This window comes from Litchfieldia sinesaloumensis, assembly GCF_900156865.1.
GTDB lineage: Bacteria > Bacillota > Bacilli > Bacillales > Bacillaceae_L > Ferdinandcohnia > Ferdinandcohnia sinesaloumensis.
Map to the genome: position 1 here is coordinate 1,644,339 of NZ_LT732529.1, position 18,964 is coordinate 1,663,302.

The 18,964-nt window shown below is 37.4% G+C and carries 17 protein-coding genes, 1 pseudogene and 1 riboswitch; of the genes and pseudogenes, 4 read left to right on the forward strand and 14 right to left on the reverse strand.

Annotated elements, in window-relative coordinates; translation table 11 throughout:
- Positions 1-91 precede the first annotated feature (91 nt).
- Positions 92-952, forward strand: coding sequence for a DUF421 domain-containing protein (locus CZ490_RS08140; RefSeq protein ID WP_077618424.1), 861 nt, complete (start codon positions 92-94; stop codon positions 950-952).
- Between the two features lie 255 nt (positions 953-1,207).
- Here CZ490_RS08140 and CZ490_RS08145 read toward each other — a convergent pair.
- The 14 genes and pseudogenes from CZ490_RS08145 to CZ490_RS08210 form a co-directional block, all read right to left on the reverse strand.
- Positions 1,208-2,614, reverse strand: a pseudogene (locus CZ490_RS08145) (ATP-binding cassette domain-containing protein); the annotation flags it as partial.
- Between the two features lie 22 nt (positions 2,615-2,636).
- On the reverse strand, positions 2,637-2,960 hold the full coding sequence (locus CZ490_RS08150; protein ID WP_077618425.1) for an ArsR/SmtB family transcription factor: 324 nt from the start codon (positions 2,958-2,960) through the stop codon (positions 2,637-2,639).
- A 99-nt stretch (positions 2,961-3,059) separates the two neighbouring features.
- Positions 3,060-3,644 carry a C40 family peptidase gene (locus CZ490_RS08155; RefSeq protein ID WP_234987201.1) on the reverse strand — a complete coding sequence of 195 codons (585 nt, stop codon included), beginning with the start codon at positions 3,642-3,644 and terminating at the stop codon, positions 3,060-3,062.
- Between the two features lie 332 nt (positions 3,645-3,976).
- Positions 3,977-6,058 carry a HAMP domain-containing sensor histidine kinase gene (locus tag CZ490_RS08160; protein ID WP_077618426.1) on the reverse strand — a complete coding sequence of 694 codons (2,082 nt, stop codon included), beginning with the start codon at positions 6,056-6,058 and terminating at the stop codon, positions 3,977-3,979.
- Entirely contained in the window at positions 6,033-6,719 is a 687-nt protein-coding gene (locus CZ490_RS08165; protein WP_077618427.1) for a response regulator transcription factor, read from the reverse strand. The genes CZ490_RS08160 and CZ490_RS08165 overlap by 26 nt, the downstream gene beginning before the upstream one ends.
- Before the next feature lie 213 nt (positions 6,720-6,932).
- A complete protein-coding gene (gene ehuA / locus CZ490_RS08170; RefSeq protein WP_077618428.1) occupies positions 6,933-7,703 on the reverse strand; it encodes an ectoine/hydroxyectoine ABC transporter ATP-binding protein EhuA in 771 nt (256 codons plus the stop codon).
- A complete protein-coding gene (gene ehuD / locus CZ490_RS08175; protein ID WP_234987202.1) occupies positions 7,696-8,400 on the reverse strand; it encodes an ectoine/hydroxyectoine ABC transporter permease subunit EhuD in 705 nt (234 codons plus the stop codon). Before ehuD ends, ehuA begins: the two co-directional genes overlap by 8 nt.
- A gap of 14 nt (positions 8,401-8,414) precedes the next feature.
- Positions 8,415-9,077, reverse strand: coding sequence for an amino acid ABC transporter permease (locus CZ490_RS08180; RefSeq protein ID WP_077620994.1), 663 nt, complete (start codon positions 9,075-9,077; stop codon positions 8,415-8,417).
- A 70-nt stretch (positions 9,078-9,147) separates the two neighbouring features.
- A complete protein-coding gene (gene ehuB / locus CZ490_RS08185; RefSeq protein WP_077618430.1) occupies positions 9,148-10,065 on the reverse strand; it encodes an ectoine/hydroxyectoine ABC transporter substrate-binding protein EhuB in 918 nt (305 codons plus the stop codon).
- A 361-nt stretch (positions 10,066-10,426) separates the two neighbouring features.
- Complete coding sequence (locus CZ490_RS08190) at positions 10,427-11,692, reverse strand: erythromycin esterase family protein (protein ID WP_077618431.1); 1,266 nt, start codon at positions 11,690-11,692, stop codon at positions 10,427-10,429.
- 11 nt (positions 11,693-11,703) lie between these two features.
- Complete coding sequence (locus CZ490_RS08195; RefSeq protein WP_077618432.1) at positions 11,704-12,081, reverse strand: hypothetical protein; 378 nt, start codon at positions 12,079-12,081, stop codon at positions 11,704-11,706.
- 7 nt (positions 12,082-12,088) lie between these two features.
- Positions 12,089-12,349, reverse strand: a complete 261-nt coding sequence (locus tag CZ490_RS08200; protein WP_077618433.1) for a DUF1292 domain-containing protein — start codon at positions 12,347-12,349, stop codon at positions 12,089-12,091.
- A 109-nt stretch (positions 12,350-12,458) separates the two neighbouring features.
- Complete coding sequence (locus CZ490_RS08205) at positions 12,459-13,127, reverse strand: carboxymuconolactone decarboxylase family protein (protein WP_077618434.1); 669 nt, start codon at positions 13,125-13,127, stop codon at positions 12,459-12,461.
- A 102-nt stretch (positions 13,128-13,229) separates the two neighbouring features.
- Positions 13,230-13,335: riboswitch (SAM riboswitch) on the reverse strand.
- Between the two features lie 98 nt (positions 13,336-13,433).
- Positions 13,434-15,020: a M3 family metallopeptidase gene (locus CZ490_RS08210; RefSeq protein ID WP_077618435.1), complete on the reverse strand. Its 1,587-nt coding sequence runs from the start codon at positions 15,018-15,020 to the stop codon at positions 13,434-13,436.
- Between the two features lie 223 nt (positions 15,021-15,243).
- Here CZ490_RS08210 and CZ490_RS08215 point away from each other — a divergent pair, with 223 nt between their 5' ends.
- Genes CZ490_RS08215 through CZ490_RS08225 form a run of 3 tightly spaced genes read left to right on the forward strand, consistent with a single transcriptional unit; the run spans position 15,244 to position 18,898 of the window.
- Positions 15,244-16,344: an endospore germination permease gene (locus CZ490_RS08215; protein WP_077618436.1), complete on the forward strand. Its 1,101-nt coding sequence runs from the start codon at positions 15,244-15,246 to the stop codon at positions 16,342-16,344.
- Positions 16,316-17,779 carry a spore germination protein gene (locus CZ490_RS08220; RefSeq protein ID WP_077618437.1) on the forward strand — a complete coding sequence of 488 codons (1,464 nt, stop codon included), beginning with the start codon at positions 16,316-16,318 and terminating at the stop codon, positions 17,777-17,779. The genes CZ490_RS08215 and CZ490_RS08220 overlap by 29 nt, the downstream gene beginning before the upstream one ends.
- A 3-nt stretch (positions 17,780-17,782) precedes the next feature.
- Positions 17,783-18,898 carry a Ger(x)C family spore germination protein gene (locus CZ490_RS08225; protein WP_077618438.1) on the forward strand — a complete coding sequence of 372 codons (1,116 nt, stop codon included), beginning with the start codon at positions 17,783-17,785 and terminating at the stop codon, positions 18,896-18,898.
- Positions 18,899-18,964 lie beyond the last annotated feature (66 nt).

Below are 18,964 nucleotides of genomic sequence, written 5' to 3' on the forward strand. Positions count from 1 at the left end.
TACTTCCTCCTTACAGAGTGAATATTATTACCTATATTACCCAATAATGGGTATATTAAATAAACAAAAAAAGCTGAAGGAGAAATATGTCATGCCTGAACTGGTGTTGATTCTGATTCGTTCGATTGTAGCTTTTGTTTTGTTGTTGCTGATGGCCCGAATAATGGGAAAGAAGCAAATTTCCCAACTTACTTTTTTCGATTATTGTGTAGGAATCACAATCGGCTCAATTGCTGCAACCATGTCTGTCGATCAGAATGTCAAAGCTATAAACGGAATGCTTGCATTGCTTGTTTGGGGGCTTTTTCCGATTATCTTAGCATATGTTAGTTTGAAGTCTATGTGGTTTACAAAAATGATAGATGGTAGCCCAACAATTCTAATTCAGAACGGTGAAATTCTTGAAAAGAATTTGAAAAAAAATTTGGTAACCGCTGATGAATTGATGCTATTACTTAGGGAGAAAGGAGTTTTTAAGGTTTCAGACGTAGAAATGGCGGTCTTAGAGACAAACGGACAGCTTAGTGTCATGCTAAACTCTAATCAACAGCCACTTACGCCTCATAAAATAGGAATCTCTTTGGAAAAGGAACATGGACCAACTATTCTAATTATGGATGGTATTTTGTTAGATAGAGGATTAAAAGAACGTGGTCATACAAAGGAATGGTTACTAAGTGAGATACAGAAACAAGGAGCGAAAGACTTCAAAGAAGTATTCCTTGCCCAGATAGACTCCCAAGGGAATATATATGTAGATTTATATAAAGATCAAGCAAAACGGTATATAACTGAAGAAAGGCAGCCACTCGGAGAGACCCTGAAAAAGATACAGGCTGATTTGGAACATTTTTCACTACAGACGGATAATCCAGAAGCCAAAAAGGTATATGAAAAGGAGGCAACTAACCTTCAAAAGACAATTGATTCGATATTCCCATATTTGAAATAACGATAATCTCGATAACTACACCGTCCACTTTAGCATCATTACACCAGAAGGATTTATGTGCCTCTATAGATTTTTAGTACAAAGGTAATAGAATTAAGTCAGTAGTAAGGAAATAATCCGATATATTTGCACAAGAAATGTCGGGCAAATAAATCCTTTTAATCTTAACAAAAAGAAGCAGCCGAAACCCTATACAATTTCGACTGCTATTGAATGTGTTATTTAATGTTTTGTACTTAAAATTCCCCTTTTTTCTTAGATATACTTCGCCGTAACCGAACGCTCGCATTCTAAAAGTCCTGCTGGTGGGCCTTCGTAAATGATTTCTCCCCCACCAGTACCACCATCTGGACCTAAATCAATGATCCAATCGCTGTTTCGAATCACGTCCAGATTATGTTCGATGACGATGACTGTGTTCCCTTTTTCCACTAATTTATCAATAATCAGTAGGATATTGGCAACATCGGAAAGATGCAATCCTGTGGTTGGTTCATCTAAAATATAGATATTGCCCTTTTTGTTTAATTCTTTGGCTAGTTTCAGTCTCTGACTCTCTCCACCAGATAAAGTGCTTAGTGGTTGACCTAGAGACAGATACCCCAATCCTACTGTTTCCATGCTTGTCAGCTGACGCTTAATGTCTTTTGCTTCGAAAAAGTCCACTGCTTCAGCAACCGACATTTCCATGATATCGACAATATTCTTTCCTTTATAAAGGTATTGGAGAACTTCCTGTTTGTAACGGTCGCCATGACATTCGCTACATTCCATTTCCATCTTGTCCATAAACGACATATTCAGCTCAACTGTTCCGGTTCCACCACATGTTTCGCAGCCACCCTTTGAGTTATAGCTGAATAATCCACTTTCCACATTGTTTGCTTCTGAAAATGCTTTTCGAATCGAATTCATAATTCCTGAAAAGGTCGCAGGATTTGAACGAATGTTTCCGTGAACTTGACTTTGGTCAATTCGAACTGCCTCTGGAAAATCTTTTGCAAACACTTCGTTCACAAGTGTACTTTTACCAGATCCCGCTACTCCTGTAACTGCGGTAAAGACACCAATTGGTACACGCATGCTCACATTTTTCAAATTATGGAGGCTACTTTTTCGACTTTCTAAAAATTTGTTGACAGGTCTCGGATTTGTCTTCAGTTCCATCTTCTTATTCAAATATTGAGCAGTTAGTGTATCTGAAGACAATAGTCCCTGATAGCTGCCACTGTACATGATGTTCCCTCCACGAGAACCTGCATGTGGACCAACATCAATAATATGGTCGGCAATCTGGATAACATCAGGATCATGTTCCACAACTAGAACCGTATTTCCCTTATCACGCAACTTAGCCAGTAGTTCATTTAGCCGGTAAACATCACGTGGATGTAGCCCTGTACTTGGTTCATCAAAGATGTACATTAATCCCGTTAGGTTACTAGATAAGTATTTCACCATCTTAACCCTTTGAGACTCACCACCAGATAAGGTCGGCGTCTCCCTTGTTAATGTCAAATACCCCAATCCAATCTCACACAGACTTTTCACACGGTCTAATATTCCAGCTAAAATCTGCTTAGCGCCTGGGTCATTAAATTGTTGAAGAACGATCATTAGCTTATCTAACTGCATATCTGTCAGGTCAAAAATCGAATATCCTTCATGAAATCTCTGCCATTCTTTATTCCTCCTCAAGCAAGTTTTTTAAAATTGCCATGTTATTAGTCCAAAACTTTTCATAAAACGAAACCCAATCTTTAATTTCTCTTAATGGAGTTGCATTTATTCGATATCTTGTTTCTCGACCGACTTTTCGGTCAAGAACTAATCCAGCTTCTTTTAGGATTGTCAGATGCTTCGAAACCGCAGTGCGTCCCATCTGAAAATGAGGAGTTATTTTATAAAGAGGTAACTCTTCCTCTTCTGCTAACAAATGTAGCATTTCACGTCTTGTAGGGTCAGCAATGGCTGCAAAAACATCACGTTCTTGTTCTTTTTCGTTCAAATTCCTCCTCCCCCTTTTTAATACGACACCAAATGGTGTCCTAATTATATGACACCGATTAGTGTCCAGTCAACTTTTTTATAAGAGTTTATCGTCTGCTTACTTTGAATGATCCAATTGAAATCTATTTACTTGTAATTGATTCAGTAACGGATACTCATATAATTTCCCCTCATAAACGACTTCAAATCGCGGATGCTCTAAAAAGTCATTTGGTGTTACGAGAGCAGAAGGGAGATTCCATAAAGGTATGTCGCTATTTTCAAAAACTTGCGCAACAAATTGAGAGCAAAAATATTTATTTCTCTGAATGATTGGACGCTGAACAGCTACACCCAGGAGACCTAGTAAATTATAAGAATACATATCTTTATTTCTAGTAAAATTCTGAATCACATTTCTGATACAAGAATATTCCTTTGCAGAAACATCAATCTTTAATAAAAGACATCTAGTGTTATGAAAATAGCGGTATGTACCGAAGTAGACATCTTCTCGTATAAAGCCAGCAATTAGTGGATTCCTCGGGTATTTTCGACCAAAGCTATACATTTCATCGAGTTCTTCGTCAAAAACGATGGAAACATGATTGTAAGGTGCATTTGTAAAGCATTTGATCATCTTCGTGAATAATGTACCTGTATCCGTTAATAAAACATATATTGTTTTTATATTTTTCTCCACTGCTTCTATTACATTCCTTTCCCCTTCCTAACTTTGCTATTTTTTGGATTTCAACTTTTAAGCAAGAAAGGTTTGCTATTTTCCTAGAATTGATTGTAAACTACCATTTATTGAATATCAATAAATATTTTATTTATTTTAATAAAAACCATTTAACTTTTACGTTCCGTATCCAAAAAAGAATAGGACATCCCTTGATATCCTATTCCCTGTTTTTATAACACTGTTGATTTCAACTGCAGGCGGAAGCCTTCCGCTTCAATCAACTCATTTGAACTAAGTCATCTATAACAACATAATGTTTTAAAAAATACTTTCAAGAGACAACGTCATTACTCATTCTCAGGTGGAAACTTAGGCAGATGAATAATCGCCTTGAATAGATCGCCATCAATGTGAATGTTGAATTTTCCTTTTTGGAGTTCAATTAAATTCTTCGCAATTGATAGTCCCAAGCCACTTCCTTGGCTATTTCTAGATTCATCGCCCCTTTTAAAGCGCTCCATTAGTTCGTCTGCTGAGATATTTAGTTCATATGCTGAGATGTTTTTAAAACTAATACGAATTTCGTTGCCCACATCTTCAATATCGATATACACTCTTGAGCGTTCAAGTGCATATTTAAAGATATTTGAGAGTACATTCTCAATCGATCTCCATAGTAATCTCCCGTCGGCCGTTACATACACCTTTTCATCCGGGTGATTCAGTTTCATGTCTAATCCCATCTCTTCGATTTTGTCATTCACTTCGCCTAATCCCTGGGTAATTAATGACACAATATCAATTTTCACTAGATCTACAGGGATATTTCCACTAGAAGCTTTTGAGGCTTCAAATAAATCATCCGTTAACAGCTTGAGTCTTTGTGCTTTTTGTTCCAGAACTTCGATGTATTCAGCGTTTTTTGTTGGGTCCTTTTCCTGCTTCAACAAGTCCACATACGTGATAATGGAAGTTAATGGATTTCGAATATCATGGGATACATTGGTGATAAGCTCTGTTTTTAGGCGCTCACTTTTCAACTCACTGTCCACTGCTTTTTTCAAGCCATCCGTTATGCTATTCACATTCGAAGATAATTTCGCGAATTCTCCTTTTCCGTTTATTTCAATCCGGTGATGGAGATTTCCTTCTTTAATCATTTCGACTCCTTCTTGGATGGTTTGAAAACTCTTGACCTTTTTATAGGCAAACCATGCTGCTACCCCAATTGTAATCGGGAACATGAAGAAGGTTAAAGCAATCAAAATTGGGTATCCAATTACTAGCAATACCGTTTTTATACCAACGCTACCGCTCTTATACACATCTCCAATGAATGTCACTACTTTAGAGATTAATGTATAAATCAAGGTATGCTTGATAAGGGTTCTATTTTTCACATGCTTTACAAGTATTAGAATCAATAATAATGTTACTGAGGCAATCGGTATCGATATGATTGGAAACATGTTTAGCATATTTTCAAACACATCATCCACTAATACAATCCAAAGCGGAAATAAAAGAATACAAATGACTATATTTACGTCATTATACAATTTTTCTACAGGACGGAAGCGTAGCTCTTTATCGCTAAATGACGTTCGTCCAACTACTAGTACAAGATAACTAAATGAAAGTATAAATCCAGCTAAAAATCCAACTAATCGATATAAATTTGTTTTAGCAATGGCTTTTCCTTCTTGCCATTTTAAGGCTTTTTGTTGTAAAAATGGTTCCGAAAACGCGACGTATAGAACGGTGTTAGTAGCGTCTAAACGATCTATTTGTCTTGTAATCCTTGATAAATGTTCATTGTTTTTCGTTTCCTTTGGATAAAACTCTTGTTTATATTCCTCAATCATCATAGATGCAGGGAAGGCTTCAAACTGTTCTTTTGTTGTTCGAGAGCTATTTGCAAATACATTGGTACCGTCGCTTGCATAAAAATAGAGCTCATACTCTTCAAGATTTTGGACGATTTTATGAAATTCTCGTAAATCCTCCTTGATCAGATTATCTTTCTCTTCCTTGAGCTTGTCAGCAAATTCAGATTTAAATGTATCGTAGTTTTTCTCTTCCCCTAACTTCGGATTATAGCTTCTGGAATGTTGAAACTCCGAGTAGTATAAATTATCTTCTATCCTTTTCCATTCATCCTCGTCAATGGTATTTCCGCTTAAGATATGTTCCTCATTTTTATACTTCCCGACTAGACTAGTGAGGTCCCTGATTAATGCTTCACTTTCTTCTACATACGCTTTACTCTCAAAATAATGATCTTCCGTTACACTACTAAAATTTCCGTCATTCACAATCTCTACTTCAATAACTGCCTGAGCAATACCCAAGAAGCAGAGGATTGCAATGATAAACACAATGATTTTCGTTATGATAGAATGGCTATAATTTTTCCACTTTATATCCAACTCCCCACACCACCTTCAAATATTTTGGTTCCTTTGGATTTATTTCGATTTTCTCTCTGATTTTACGAATATGAACGGTAACTGTATTCTCGGGATTAAAGGATGGTTCATTCCATACCTTTTCATAAATCTCCTCGATGGTGAATACTTTACCAGCATTTGCCGTCAGAAGTCTGACAATCTTATACTGAACTGGTGTCAGATGTACGTCCTGACCATCAACGGTTACTATTTTGCTTTCATCATCGATGATGAGTCCACCCGACTGATAGACATGGCTCTTTGTCTCAAGGCCACCTAAGCTTGTATATCTTCTTAGCTGGGATTTTACCCTCGCAATTAGCTCTAATGGATTAAAAGGCTTTGTCATATAGTCATCCGCCCCCATATTTAAGCCGACGATTTTGTCATAATCCTCCGATTTGGCAGAAAGCATGATCAATGGAATATTATTTTCTTTTCTAATTTCCATCGTTGCTTGTATGCCATCCATCTTCGGCATCATAATATCCATGATAATGAGATGAACCTCATGTTCTCTAATTGTTTCGATTGCCTCAAGACCATTGAAGGCTTTAAAAATGGCATAGCCCTCATTCTCTAGATAGATCCCAATCGCATCAACAATCGCTTTGTCATCATCGCAAACCAATATATTCATAAAAATCCACTCCTACCTGTGGTGTTAAACATTCTATCAACTCCTTAGAATTTACTATAAAGGAATGATAGCAATCAAATCTTAATAAACACTCAATGAAATTCTTAAGATTTTCTTAGTTTTTAGAATGAGGATTGACGTGGAAAATGAAAAAAGGGACCACATACCTTAAATAAAGGATGTAGTCCCTATTAAAATAAAAACAATTAAGAATTAAGACCGAAAACGACTAAGAAACTGCTGAAGACGTTCACTTTCGGTGTTTTCTAGTACCTCTTCCGGTGTTCCCTGCTCCGATATCACACCATTTTCTAGGAAAATAATCCGGTCAGCGACATCTCGTGCGAAGTCCATTTCATGAGTCACAAGAACCATCGCCATTTCGCCTTCTTCGGCAATTTCACGGATGACTTCTAGAACTTCTCCCACTAGCTCGGGGTCAAGGGCAGATGTTACTTCATCAAATAGCATCACTTTCGGACGCATGACGAGCGCACGTGCCATCGCCACCCGCTGCTTTTGTCCTCCTGAAAGCTGATTTGGATAGTTTTCTAATTTATCACCTAAGCCTACTTTTTCTAACATTTCTATAGAAAGTTTACGTGCTTCTTCTTTCGATTGGCCTTTTACATGAATTGGACCCGTCATGCAATTTTCTAAGATGGTCATGTGAGGAAACAAATTAAAGTGCTGAAATACCATCCCGATATCGCCTCTGATTTGTCTTAAATGCTTTTCATTGGCCCTCACTAATTCACCTTTTCTCTCCATTTGCCAAAGGTTTTGACCACTCACTTCAATGACTCCGGAAGTCGGCTCCTCCAACGTCATTAATAACCGAATGATTGTTGTTTTACCAGACCCACTCGGTCCAATTAATGCGATTTTCTCAGCTGGTGCGATGTCTAAGTTAATCCCCTTTAAGACATCCACCTCACCAAAGGATTTTGTTACATCTTTATAGGTTACAATCGGATCAGCCATCGACTACCACTCCCTTTTTTACATTGTTAGCTCCTGTTGGATTTTTCTTATCAAATCGACGATTCAATTTATTTTCTAATTTTTTGATTAAGACTGCTGATGGGTAACTTAATAATAGGAAGAAAATCGCCACTAATGTATAAGGTTCTAAGTAAGCCCAGTGTTTCGCACCGAATCGATCCGCCATGAAGAGCATTCCCGCAACACCCACGGTCGATGTCAAAGGAACTTCCTTAAACATGATAATTAAATAGTTTCCTAACATAGGGATGGTCGGTGGAATCGCTTGTGGTAGAATTACTTTTGTCCACCTATCTTTCACCGACATATTTAGCGCAATCGAAGCTTCCCATTGCCCTTTATCTACGGATTCAATTCCAGAACGATAGATTTCAGAAATATATGTACTAAAATGAACACCAAGACCTAGTACAGCAACTGTAATCGGGCTTAAACTCACTCCCACATAGGGAACCATTGGTAACCCAAAAAACAAGAAAAATAATTGCACGAGCGGTGGTGTCGAACGAATAAATTCAAGCACAAATGACACGAGCCACTGAAAGGGTTTAAATGGAACGCGTTTTAAAAATACCCAAACAAATCCGAACACCATCGCAAATAGATAACAGGCTAGCGTCACCCCAAGGGTCACCCACATCCCTTTGAAAATCCCAGGGAGTGATCCAAAAAACATATTCCAATCCCACATTATTCACTTGCCACTCCCTTCGCTGATTGTTTTTCCGCCCACTTCGTTAAACCGATTAATGGCAACGCAATAACAAAATAAAAGACAAGAATGGCTAAGTAAACGGTCGGAGTTGTAGAAAGGTTGGTATTCGTATAAAGCTGACCTCGATAGACAATATCAGCTAAGCCTACAAGTGAGATAAGTGAAGTCGCCTTTAACATTTGAATAAGATAATTCCCGAATTCCGGCAGCATCATCCGAATCGCTTGTGGTAAAATGACAAGTCTCATCCGTTGAAAGCGCGACATATTTAGCGCAATAGCCGCTTCAGTTTGTCCATGTGAAACTGAGAGAATCGAGCCGCGAACGGTTTCTGACATATAAGCTCCGTAGTTCATCGAGATCGCAATTACACACGCCCAAAATTCAGAACCTAAATCAATCCCAAACAAAATCGGAAGTGCATAAAAGAACCAAAACAACTGAATGATAAGAGAGGTGCCGCGAAAAATCTCGACGAAAAACCCTGTCCCCTTTCGTATAATGACATTCTTTGATAATCGACCAAACCCCGCTAAAAATGCGACAATAAAGGAAAAGAATGCAGAAGCACCTAAAATTAAAATCGTAATATTTAAACCTTGAAGTAATATCGAAAAAATCTCTCCTAATTGACTAATTGGACTCACCTCATTTATATGGAAAAAAACAGACCTCCTCACCTAGGAGATCTGTCCATCTTTCCCCGTGTTATTTTAAACTGTCGATCACTTGCTCCGTCGTTAAATCATTCGGTACAAGGTTCCCTTCACCAAAACCAGATGGGGTAATGAGATCAAGAATCTCTCCACTTTCCTTTAACTTCTTAAGTTCTGCATTGTAAGCTTCTACAAGTTCATCATTACCTTGAGCAAATGCAGCAGCACCATAGCTTGGTACGCCTTTGATCGCTGGTTGCTCAAAGTCTTCAACAAATTCTAGCGCATCCTGGTCTGAAGACTCCAATGCCATTTTCACTGTCATTTCTGTTCCTGTAGTTGCTTGAGCACGACCAGATTGAACAGCAGAGAATGTGGCTGGAATGTCAGCTACTTCAAGGATTTGATCTTCGCTAACACCCATTTCTTTTAAGAACTCAACCTCTGTTGCACCGGACATGACTGCTACAATCACATCAGGATTGTCGGCAATATCTGTATAGCTATGTAAATCTAATGGATTACCTTTTTCAACAATTAAGCCTTCTCCATATTGGATTTCTGGTTCCCCAAATGTCACTTGTTCAGCACGCTCCGGTAAAATCGCCATACCCGCTGTAATTACATCGAATTTGCCTGCCTTTACACCAGGAATCAGTTGATTCCATTCTGCGATTTGCCCTTTTACATTCTCTATTCCCATATTATGAAAAACCTTCGTCGCAACCTCAACAGCTGCTCCTTTTAATTCACCGGTTTTTGCATCTTGATAGGCATATGGTGCCTCGTTCGAAAAACCAATTGTAACCGTTCCTTTTTCTTTCAATTCATCTAGTAAACTAGTAGACTCACTACCCGCGTTTCCAGAAGAACCTTTATTCTCCGTTCCACCCGCTTCTTGACCTGTTCCACAGGCTGTCATGATTCCCATAACTAGTACTAAAAATAAAATCGATAGTCGTTTCTTCATCTACCTAATTACCCCCTACATTTTTTTAACATAGCAAAAAATGCTATTGTCATGCTTGTTTCAACACGTTTTTTGAAACATAAGTACTAGAAAATCTTTCGTCCTTAAAATTGTATATCTTTTGCGACGCCTTGCTCAAACCTCATATTTTTGAATTTTCAGTGATATTAAAGGATTATTCACGCTGTGGTATGGCTGACTCCGAGGATATGGAAACATACTCCCTTAGATGGGAATATACTCCATATACGAGCGTATTTGATATATTTACTATTTTAGGAGAATGGTTGGATATCTGGTTTTAATTAAAAAAGTAAGAGTTTAGTAACACTGAACTCTTACCTTTGAATATTTATACAACTTAAATTAATACTTCTGTGATTTCAAGTGGTGTTAGCGCATTTGTCTGATTGACAAAAATAAACGCATCATATCGTTGTGAAATCACGGACGGGACATAGTTGCCATAATGCTCATACTGGGGGTTATAGACAACGCCAATTGCACGATGTCTTAGTGTATTCGAAAAGTGATGTTTGTTTTGATCTGTAAAAATGAGAAGTTTATCGTAAGCCCCCGCTTTATAGAGGAGATGTTCCCAACTACCAGCAACTGCGGGAGGAGTATTCATGATCTCAAAGTTTACACCCCATTCACTGGCCGCAACTACTGTACCTTGATGTGTACCGAAGCCAACAATAAACACATTTTCAAAACCAGCCTGTTCCCGTATCAACTGTCCAACATTGACCAGACCTTCACTTTCCATATCCGTCGCTCTTGCATCCCCAACATGAGTGTTGTGTTCCCAAATTATCCCTTTCGATTGATGGTTATAGAAGGAATCAATCTTGTGTATGACCTCAACCATGTGACGGTCTCGTATGTTCCATGATTCATTATCATTTGTAACCATCGTTGTATAATAGTTTTCGGCATTTGCCGTGATCAGTGCATTGACCTCGAGGTTCAAACTACTTTCATCAGTCTCATAAGCATATTTGTTTCGAATGATTTCCGATAGCAGTTTAGTCACTTCTTCATGACAGCCCTCCGAATAAAAGGCAGAAGATAATGCATATTTTTCCGAATCACGATGAAATGGTTCGAAACAAGCAAATGCCTTTCTAGCAATTTCAAAATCAGGGGAATTTCGTTTTTCCAAATACTTTAGAATTTCATCCATTGATTCCCATAAACTATAGATATCTATCCCGTAAAAGCCAACCCTCTTCTCACTCGGACGTTCGGAATTATAGTCTTTTAACCATTCAATTAAGTCAATGATTTCTTCATTTGCCCACATCCACGTTGGCCAACGTTTAAAGGACATCAAAACATCACGAGCATGATTAAATTCTGTGGAGTACCCTTTAATATAGGCATTCACCTTTTGGCATGCTGGCCAATCCCCTTCTACTGCAATAAAAGTAAAACCTCTTTCAACAATTAATCTTTTGGTGATGTCCGCTCGGATTTTATAAAACTCCGACGTCCCATGTGAAGATTCACCCAGTAGTAAGTATTTCTGATTTGTAATCGCGTGTACAAGTGAATCAAAGTCATTTTTCGAATCAGTTAGTGGAATTGAATATTGTTGAATATTTTGTATGATTTTTTCTACCATCGTAAACCCCTCTAGTTTTGGTATTCTGCGTTATAGGAGTTTTCACCAGCATGAACGGAGAGCAATGTATCTGCGTAACCAACCAATCGGTTTACAAGCTCATCCGAAATGGCATAAACAAGCTGATGTAGTGATTCCTTATGTAAGGCAGGATCATCATAGATAATCGTGGTATTGATAAAAATCTCCTTGGTATCATAGAGGTTATAGTGAATAATGACCTTGCCAGCCGCTCCTCCGGTTACCGGATCTTTGTAGCTCGGTAAAAAAACATACCACTCCTCTGCCGAAGGAGACCGAAAGTTCTTTGTAAACGTCAAACCATTGATCTCTCTATCGATTTGTTCAATTAGCTCGGGATCAATGACATCTATTATCTTTTTATCCATGGAATCCTCAGTCCGCCGGATTCGCATCTACAGCTATCTCATATGCATCTAGTACCATATCACGTTCAGAAGGATCATTTATTCCCTTCAAATATTGGCCATTATCAGTATTCTCCACTTGCATGACAAAGGTGTTATTTTGGTCCTGTTCTGAGCGTAACAAGGCAAACGTTTTGTCCTTCATATCAAATAAGGCCTCAATTGAAAACTCTTTTTCATCCCCATTTTCATCTAAGACGACGATTTTATCTCGATATACATCACTCATGTCATACACCTCCTGTAATTTGCATTAGTATCTTTTCCTAAACCACAAAAAATAGCATAAAAAAAAGACAAAATCATTGATGACTTTGTCTCATTTTTACATCTATTATTTAGTTCTCATCATAAGCATTTAATGCATTCACACTATGTGCCAAGGCAGAACCTGCTTTTAAGGCAACCGCTACGAAAATCGCTTCTGAAATTTCTTCTAAATCAGCACCCGCTTTTTTCGCATTTTTCGTATGTAAGTCAATACAATATGCACATCCTGTTGTGTGCGCACAAGCAACAGCAATCAACTCTTTATCTTTTTCAGTTAGGTTTTGTGCCTTTAAAGACTTTCCGTCAAAATCAATAAATGCTTTAAAAGCCTCTCCATTCAAATCCGCAAATTCCTTCAGTCTTGCAAAATAAGCCGCTTTATATAGCTCTTCATCATTATTTCCATCATAAGCATTCAGTGCATTGACACCATGAGCTAAAGCAGAACCGGCCTTCAATGCTGTCGCAACAAAAATTGCCTCTGTCACTTCTTCTTTCGTTGAATCATTCTTTTTTGCGTTTCCAACATGTAGCTCGATGCAATAAGGGCAACCTGTAATATGAGCTACCGCCACAGCAATAAGTTCCTTCTGCTTTACAGATAGCTTTCCAGGTGCTAATGCTTGACTATCAAACTTAATGAAAGCTTGAAATGCCTCCGGTGCATATTTTTTTAATTCTGGAAGTCTCCCGAAATATTCCTTTTTGTACAAACTGTCTGTTTTTATTACTGTCATTTTTCATCTCTCCCTTTGCTATTTTTCTACCAAATAAAATCTTCACTACAGGTGAAAATCAAAAAGCCCCTTCCAATGAGGAAGAGGCAATATGTACGTCTACACTCATCTTTCAAGCTATCGCTTGCTGGAATTAGCACCTTGTTATCAATATAACGGTTGCTGCGGGATCAACGGACCAGGTTCCTCCCCCGACTCTCGATAAGAGATAATCGTATTCATTTAGTAATATTTAACAACTTAATCTTACTGAATTAGCAAGAGCTCGTCAACAGAAAAATTCGATTATTTTGATAAAACAAGTTCCTATCCTTTTAAAAATTGCCTAACAAAATAGACTGGATTTAAGTATTCACCTGTTGCACTCTTTATTTTTTCATTCGACTGTAAGGTAGCTCCTGAATTAAAAAATTCATTCTTTAAGTAATCACCCACTTTAGGATGATATAAATCATTCGATACATACTTATCGATAAAATGATGCAACTGTGAGGCCATTAATTCTCCTAAAAGATAATTTTGATATGATACTGGAGCTAACGAAAAGTGCATTTTCGATGCCCAATCAGGATGACTAGTATCTTCTGGGGGATTCATACATTGTATTTTTTTAACTAAATCCCACCATAATTTATTTAAATCTTGATGTGGATTCTCATATAATTCTCTTTCGAAAAACGCAAACGTAATGATCCACCTAGCTGCAACTACCATTTGGCGTGTGAGCATTTTATCCATAGCTGGTTTCAGTTCGCTAACTTGTTTTTCATTTAAACCTAAAAATCGTTGTTGCCACTCTACCATCTTTGTTTGTCTTCCAAAAAATAAAGCAATCGCTTCTGTCGTGATGGTGTGTGACTGAAACCGTAGGATAAATGGTAATTCCTTATCAATATATTTGTAATAGACGGCATGTCCGAGTTCATGTAATAAGGCCGTTGCCCAATATGTACTAGAGTTAAGGTTAACTAGAATCCTGATGTTCCCTTTACGGTCAATATTTGTACAGAAACCGAAGGGATTTTTGTTTTCTCGCGGATACAAATCACTGTTTCGAAGTATATCTTCAACATCTAATCCTATTGTTTCGAACGTGTTCTTTGCGATATCTTCTAGATCCTTGCCTTCATAGAATGTGTCCAAATCAAGACCACTAACCGGAGGGGCCTCTTGAAAAAACGGATCAACATAATGCCACGGCCGCAAATCTTCCACTTTTATTCCACAGAATTCTGCACGTTCTTCGTCAATTTCATTTTTCACCTTAAGATAGGATTCATCAGACAAGTCAACTAGCTCTTGAAATGTGCGAAATACGGTATCAATATCTAACTCTTGTGTTTTAAAGCTCATTTCATAAAAATTGGAAAATCCTAGTGCTCTTGCATCCTCATTCCGTTTAATAACTAGCTTCAGGAGTGTTTCCTCGATTTTCTTACCTACCTGCTTAGTTGCAAGCCAAGCCTCTTTTTGTTCACTATCATCCTTACTTTTCTGAAGAATTTGTAACAAGTCGTTATTTGAAACCTCTTCTCCTTTTAACATAGGTCGATACGTAGTAAAAGTTTGGGAGATTTCATTTTCAAGTTGTAGCGTTTGCTGTCTTATATTACGATCAAGCTGGTTTGTGATCATTTTATTATACAAATCGTCAATTTGTCGTTTCTCGGTAGCTGACAAAGTATTGTCTTCTTTCAATGATACTACCTTTTGAAAGGTGTTAGTATCTGAGAAATTCTCAAAGTATTGATTTAGAGCAACTTCATGCTTTTCACTCCACACTTTTTCCCCAGTAGTTGCAGCCATCCAGTGGTTCAACAGGACTGGCTTATATAATGCTTCCATATTTCTATTTTGTTCATGTAAAAATTCATCTATATTTGGTTGATTCACCTCTAGTACTCCTCCCTAAAAGCTTAGAACCCAACGTCTTACATACGACATCGAAGTCTATGTTCATCTAGATTTTAAGACATTATTCTATTATTCGGTACCTGAGAGAGATATCCTTTTTATATGAACATACTTGGATTAACTTGTCCTTTCTCTTTCCTGCATAAAATCAATCCCCAAGACAAAACCTAGTAAATAAAATACAGTTGTTAAGGTGGCTCCTATGAATGGAAAGCTAATTAGCGCAGTTCATATCTATGTGCTATTGATTATGTCCACTGGTTTTATGGTACATGTCCTGATTATACCGGTATTATTAACCACCTCGAACAGAGATTCATGGTTGAGTGTTATTTTTAGTGCAGTTCCTTTTATAATTTGGATTCTACTGCTCTTCTATCTGTATAAAAAAGGAACAAAACACGAAGACATACTTTCGTTACTCCATAAAAAGTGTAAATATAAGGCGTTTCGTTTCCTTCTTAAAGTGATACTCGGGGCCTATTTTTTACTAGTCGCCTTGATTACCTTAAAGTTCACCTATATTTGGGCAAAAGGCAATTACGCACTCGAAACACCCGATTTTGTGATAATCATCATGTTCGCAGTGGTTTGTTATTTTGCAACGTCGAAAGGGTTACTAGCAATTTGTACAATTTCACTGCTATCTTTACCTATTGTTTCAATTTTTGGATTTATAGTTGGAATCGGAAATACTCCAAACAAGAACTATGAATTACTATTTCCAATCTTTGAAAATGGGTATAGCGAATTTTTCAAAGGAATTCTTTATTCGTGCTCTGGTTTATTTGATATCATTTTTCTACTGTTTTTAACCCCTTATATTAAAAATAAACTTAAGGCTAAATGGCTACTCGTAACTGGGATCATGCTTATCTTATTAATATTGGGACCCCTTACAGGAGCTATTTCAGAATTTGGACCACATGAAGCAGCAAAAATGAGAAACCCTGCGTATGAGGAGTGGCGGTTGTTAAAATTGGGCGAACACATGACACGCTTAGACTTCCTTTCCATTTTTCAATGGCTGTCAGGTTCCTTTGTTCGAATCAGCTTGTCTATGTTTATTGTTAACAGGCTGTTTACATATCGCAAACGGTCTGCATGGGTACTACCCACCTTTTATTCGTTTGTAATTATAGGTGTCTATATTCCATGGGATGCGCATTCCTTTTTTTTATTTTTGAAGAATTATTATTTCCCTATTAGCCTTGGAGTTGAGATTGGTATCTTTCTATTATTTTTATTATTGATTCGTTCGGCGGGTGAACAACATGGAGAAACTACAAACGAACAAGGTTGAGGCAATCCTTAACCAGCTGGAGAGTTGGTTTAAAGGTTCTTCAGATATTGTGGTAAAAGAACAAAAGTATGAAGATTTCACTGTACAATTTATGTATTGCCCTCATTTAATCGATATGAATGCGATGAATGAAGTCATCCTCCCTACCTTTTACCATGTGTGGGAAATCAATGGATTGCTAACCTATGAATGCATAAGCAATGTACTTGAAACAAGTAAACCAAAGGATGCAAGCCAGGCAAAAAAAGAGATTGAAGAAAAACTATTTTCAGGTGAAATACTTGTCTTTAGTCACGATATGAGAGATTTATTTTTTATCCCCGTATCAAAATTTCCGAAGAGAAGTCCTGAAGAAACCAACCTAGAATCATCTGTTCGGGGTCCTAGAGACGGATTTGTAGAAAATATATCAGATAATATGGCGTTGATTCGTCAAAGACTAAAGACCTCTTCCCTAAAATGTATTGAATACTCAATTGGAGAACGGAGTCGAACAAAAGTTGTTCTACACTATATAGACGATATTATCCATCCTTCTTTGTTAGAAGAAGTTAAAAAAAGAATCGAGTCCATTCACGTAGATATTCTCGTTAGCAGCTACCTACTCGAGGAACGTCTATTTGATAATACGTTTTCTCTCTTTCCCTTAATGGATCATTCTGGCAGACCTGATTTTGCAGTGAGAGCGTTAACTCAAGGGAGATTTGTCATTTTAGTCGATGGGAATCCATCGTGTTTGATAGGTCCCACAAGTTTTAACCAAACGCTTTTCTCACCCGAAGATATGCACGAGAGTTTCTATTACATCAGTGTTGTTCGTTTATTTCGGTTCTTCGCGCTTTTGATTACCATTTTTTTACCTGGGTTTTATATTTCTCTGATTACCTTTCAAATCGACCAGATACCTTACTCACTTGTAGCAACCATATCGGCATCCCGATTAGGTCTTCCTTTATCCGCTCCGATGGAGACTTTTTTGATGCTTGCATTATTTGAATTATTTAAAGAGGCTGGGGTACGTCTCCCAAAACCAGTTGGACAAACCGTTGCTGTTCTAGGAGGTTTATTTATTGGGGACGCAGCAATTCGAGCTGGACTAACCTCACCGTCTTGTCTTGTCGTCATCTCAATTACAGTGATTTCTGGTTACATCCTTATTAATCAGACCATTTCAAACAATATCATGATATTACGATTTATTGTTCTATTCATGTCTTCATTTTTAGGTTTATATGGTTTTTTTATTGCATTTTTCTTTATTATAACTGCACTCGCTTCAACAGAGAGCTTTGGTTATCCTTATTTAACAGCCCTATCACGACCGAACCTACCGGATATTATTAAGAGTGTTATCAGGGTTCCCTTTCCATTTATGAGGAAACGAAACCAAGCATTTCAGCCTGTCGATTCTGATCGCGAGAAACAAAAGGAGTAATCTATGAAAAAGGCTCTTTTCGTTAATATTGTATGTTTTTTACTTGTGTCTCTTGTGGGATGTGGTGCTAAGGAAATTCAAAGTCAAGCCTATATTACCGCAATCGGAATCGATTTTGTTGATGGTGAATTTGTTGTCTATACGCAAGCACAAAACTTTGCGAACATCGCAAAACAAGATGGTACTACTTCCCTTCAACAGTCAGTCCCAAGCTTAATTGGAGAGGCCAAGGCGAAGAGCATCCAAGCAGCACTTAACACGTTAGAACAAAATGCCGCTCTACCTTTTTATTACGGGCATGTTAGTTCAATTATTTTAAGTGAAAATGTGATAAAAAATGAACTTGATTCCATCATTGAATATATTGGTCAAAACCCTTTCCTTCGTTATAATATCTGGTTTTTGGGTACAAGAGAAGATATCAAAGAAATCCTATTAGGAGAAAGTTTCTTTAATTTTCCTTCTCTATATACAATTATTCACAATCCAGAATCACTTATAAAAAATACCATGACGATTCCGATTAAAGAGTATAATAAATTCATTTCTTCCTACAACCAGCCAGCTGGGTCATTTATCATCCCTTCACTCTCGTTAAATGATGCGAGCTTCTCAGAAGATGATAAGAAGAATAAGGTCCCTGTTGTATCGGGTGGATTTGCAGTGTCACAACAACGCTATAAAGGATGGGTACCCAATGAAGACCTTGTAGGAATAAAATGGTTGTCCAAAGAAGCAAACAAGATTCCATATAACCTTTTTGAAGATAAGGTTAGTTTGATTATGGAAAAACCCACTTATACCATTAAAGTCCTAGATGGCCAAACACCTAGTTATCACTTAACGTTGAAAATGAATGCCCAAATCTCACAAAATCTAGATAATATAGGATATAGTAAAATCGTGAAGGAAGCTGAAAAGAAAATAAAAGAGGATCTTGAAAAGAGTTTGCAAAAAAGCGAGGAACTGCAAGTTGATTTACTCAATCTTAGCGAAAAGGCCTATCGGTATCATTTAAAGGATTGGGATCTCCAGACGATTAATTCAATTAGTAAAGAGTCTATTAAAAAGATAGATGTTAGCGTGAAAATTATTAAAACTGTTCATTATAAGCGCTAGTCTCACCTAGAAACGTTGAAAGGCTTTGCGCATGGTTTTATATAGGTTGGGTGTAAGAAAACACGC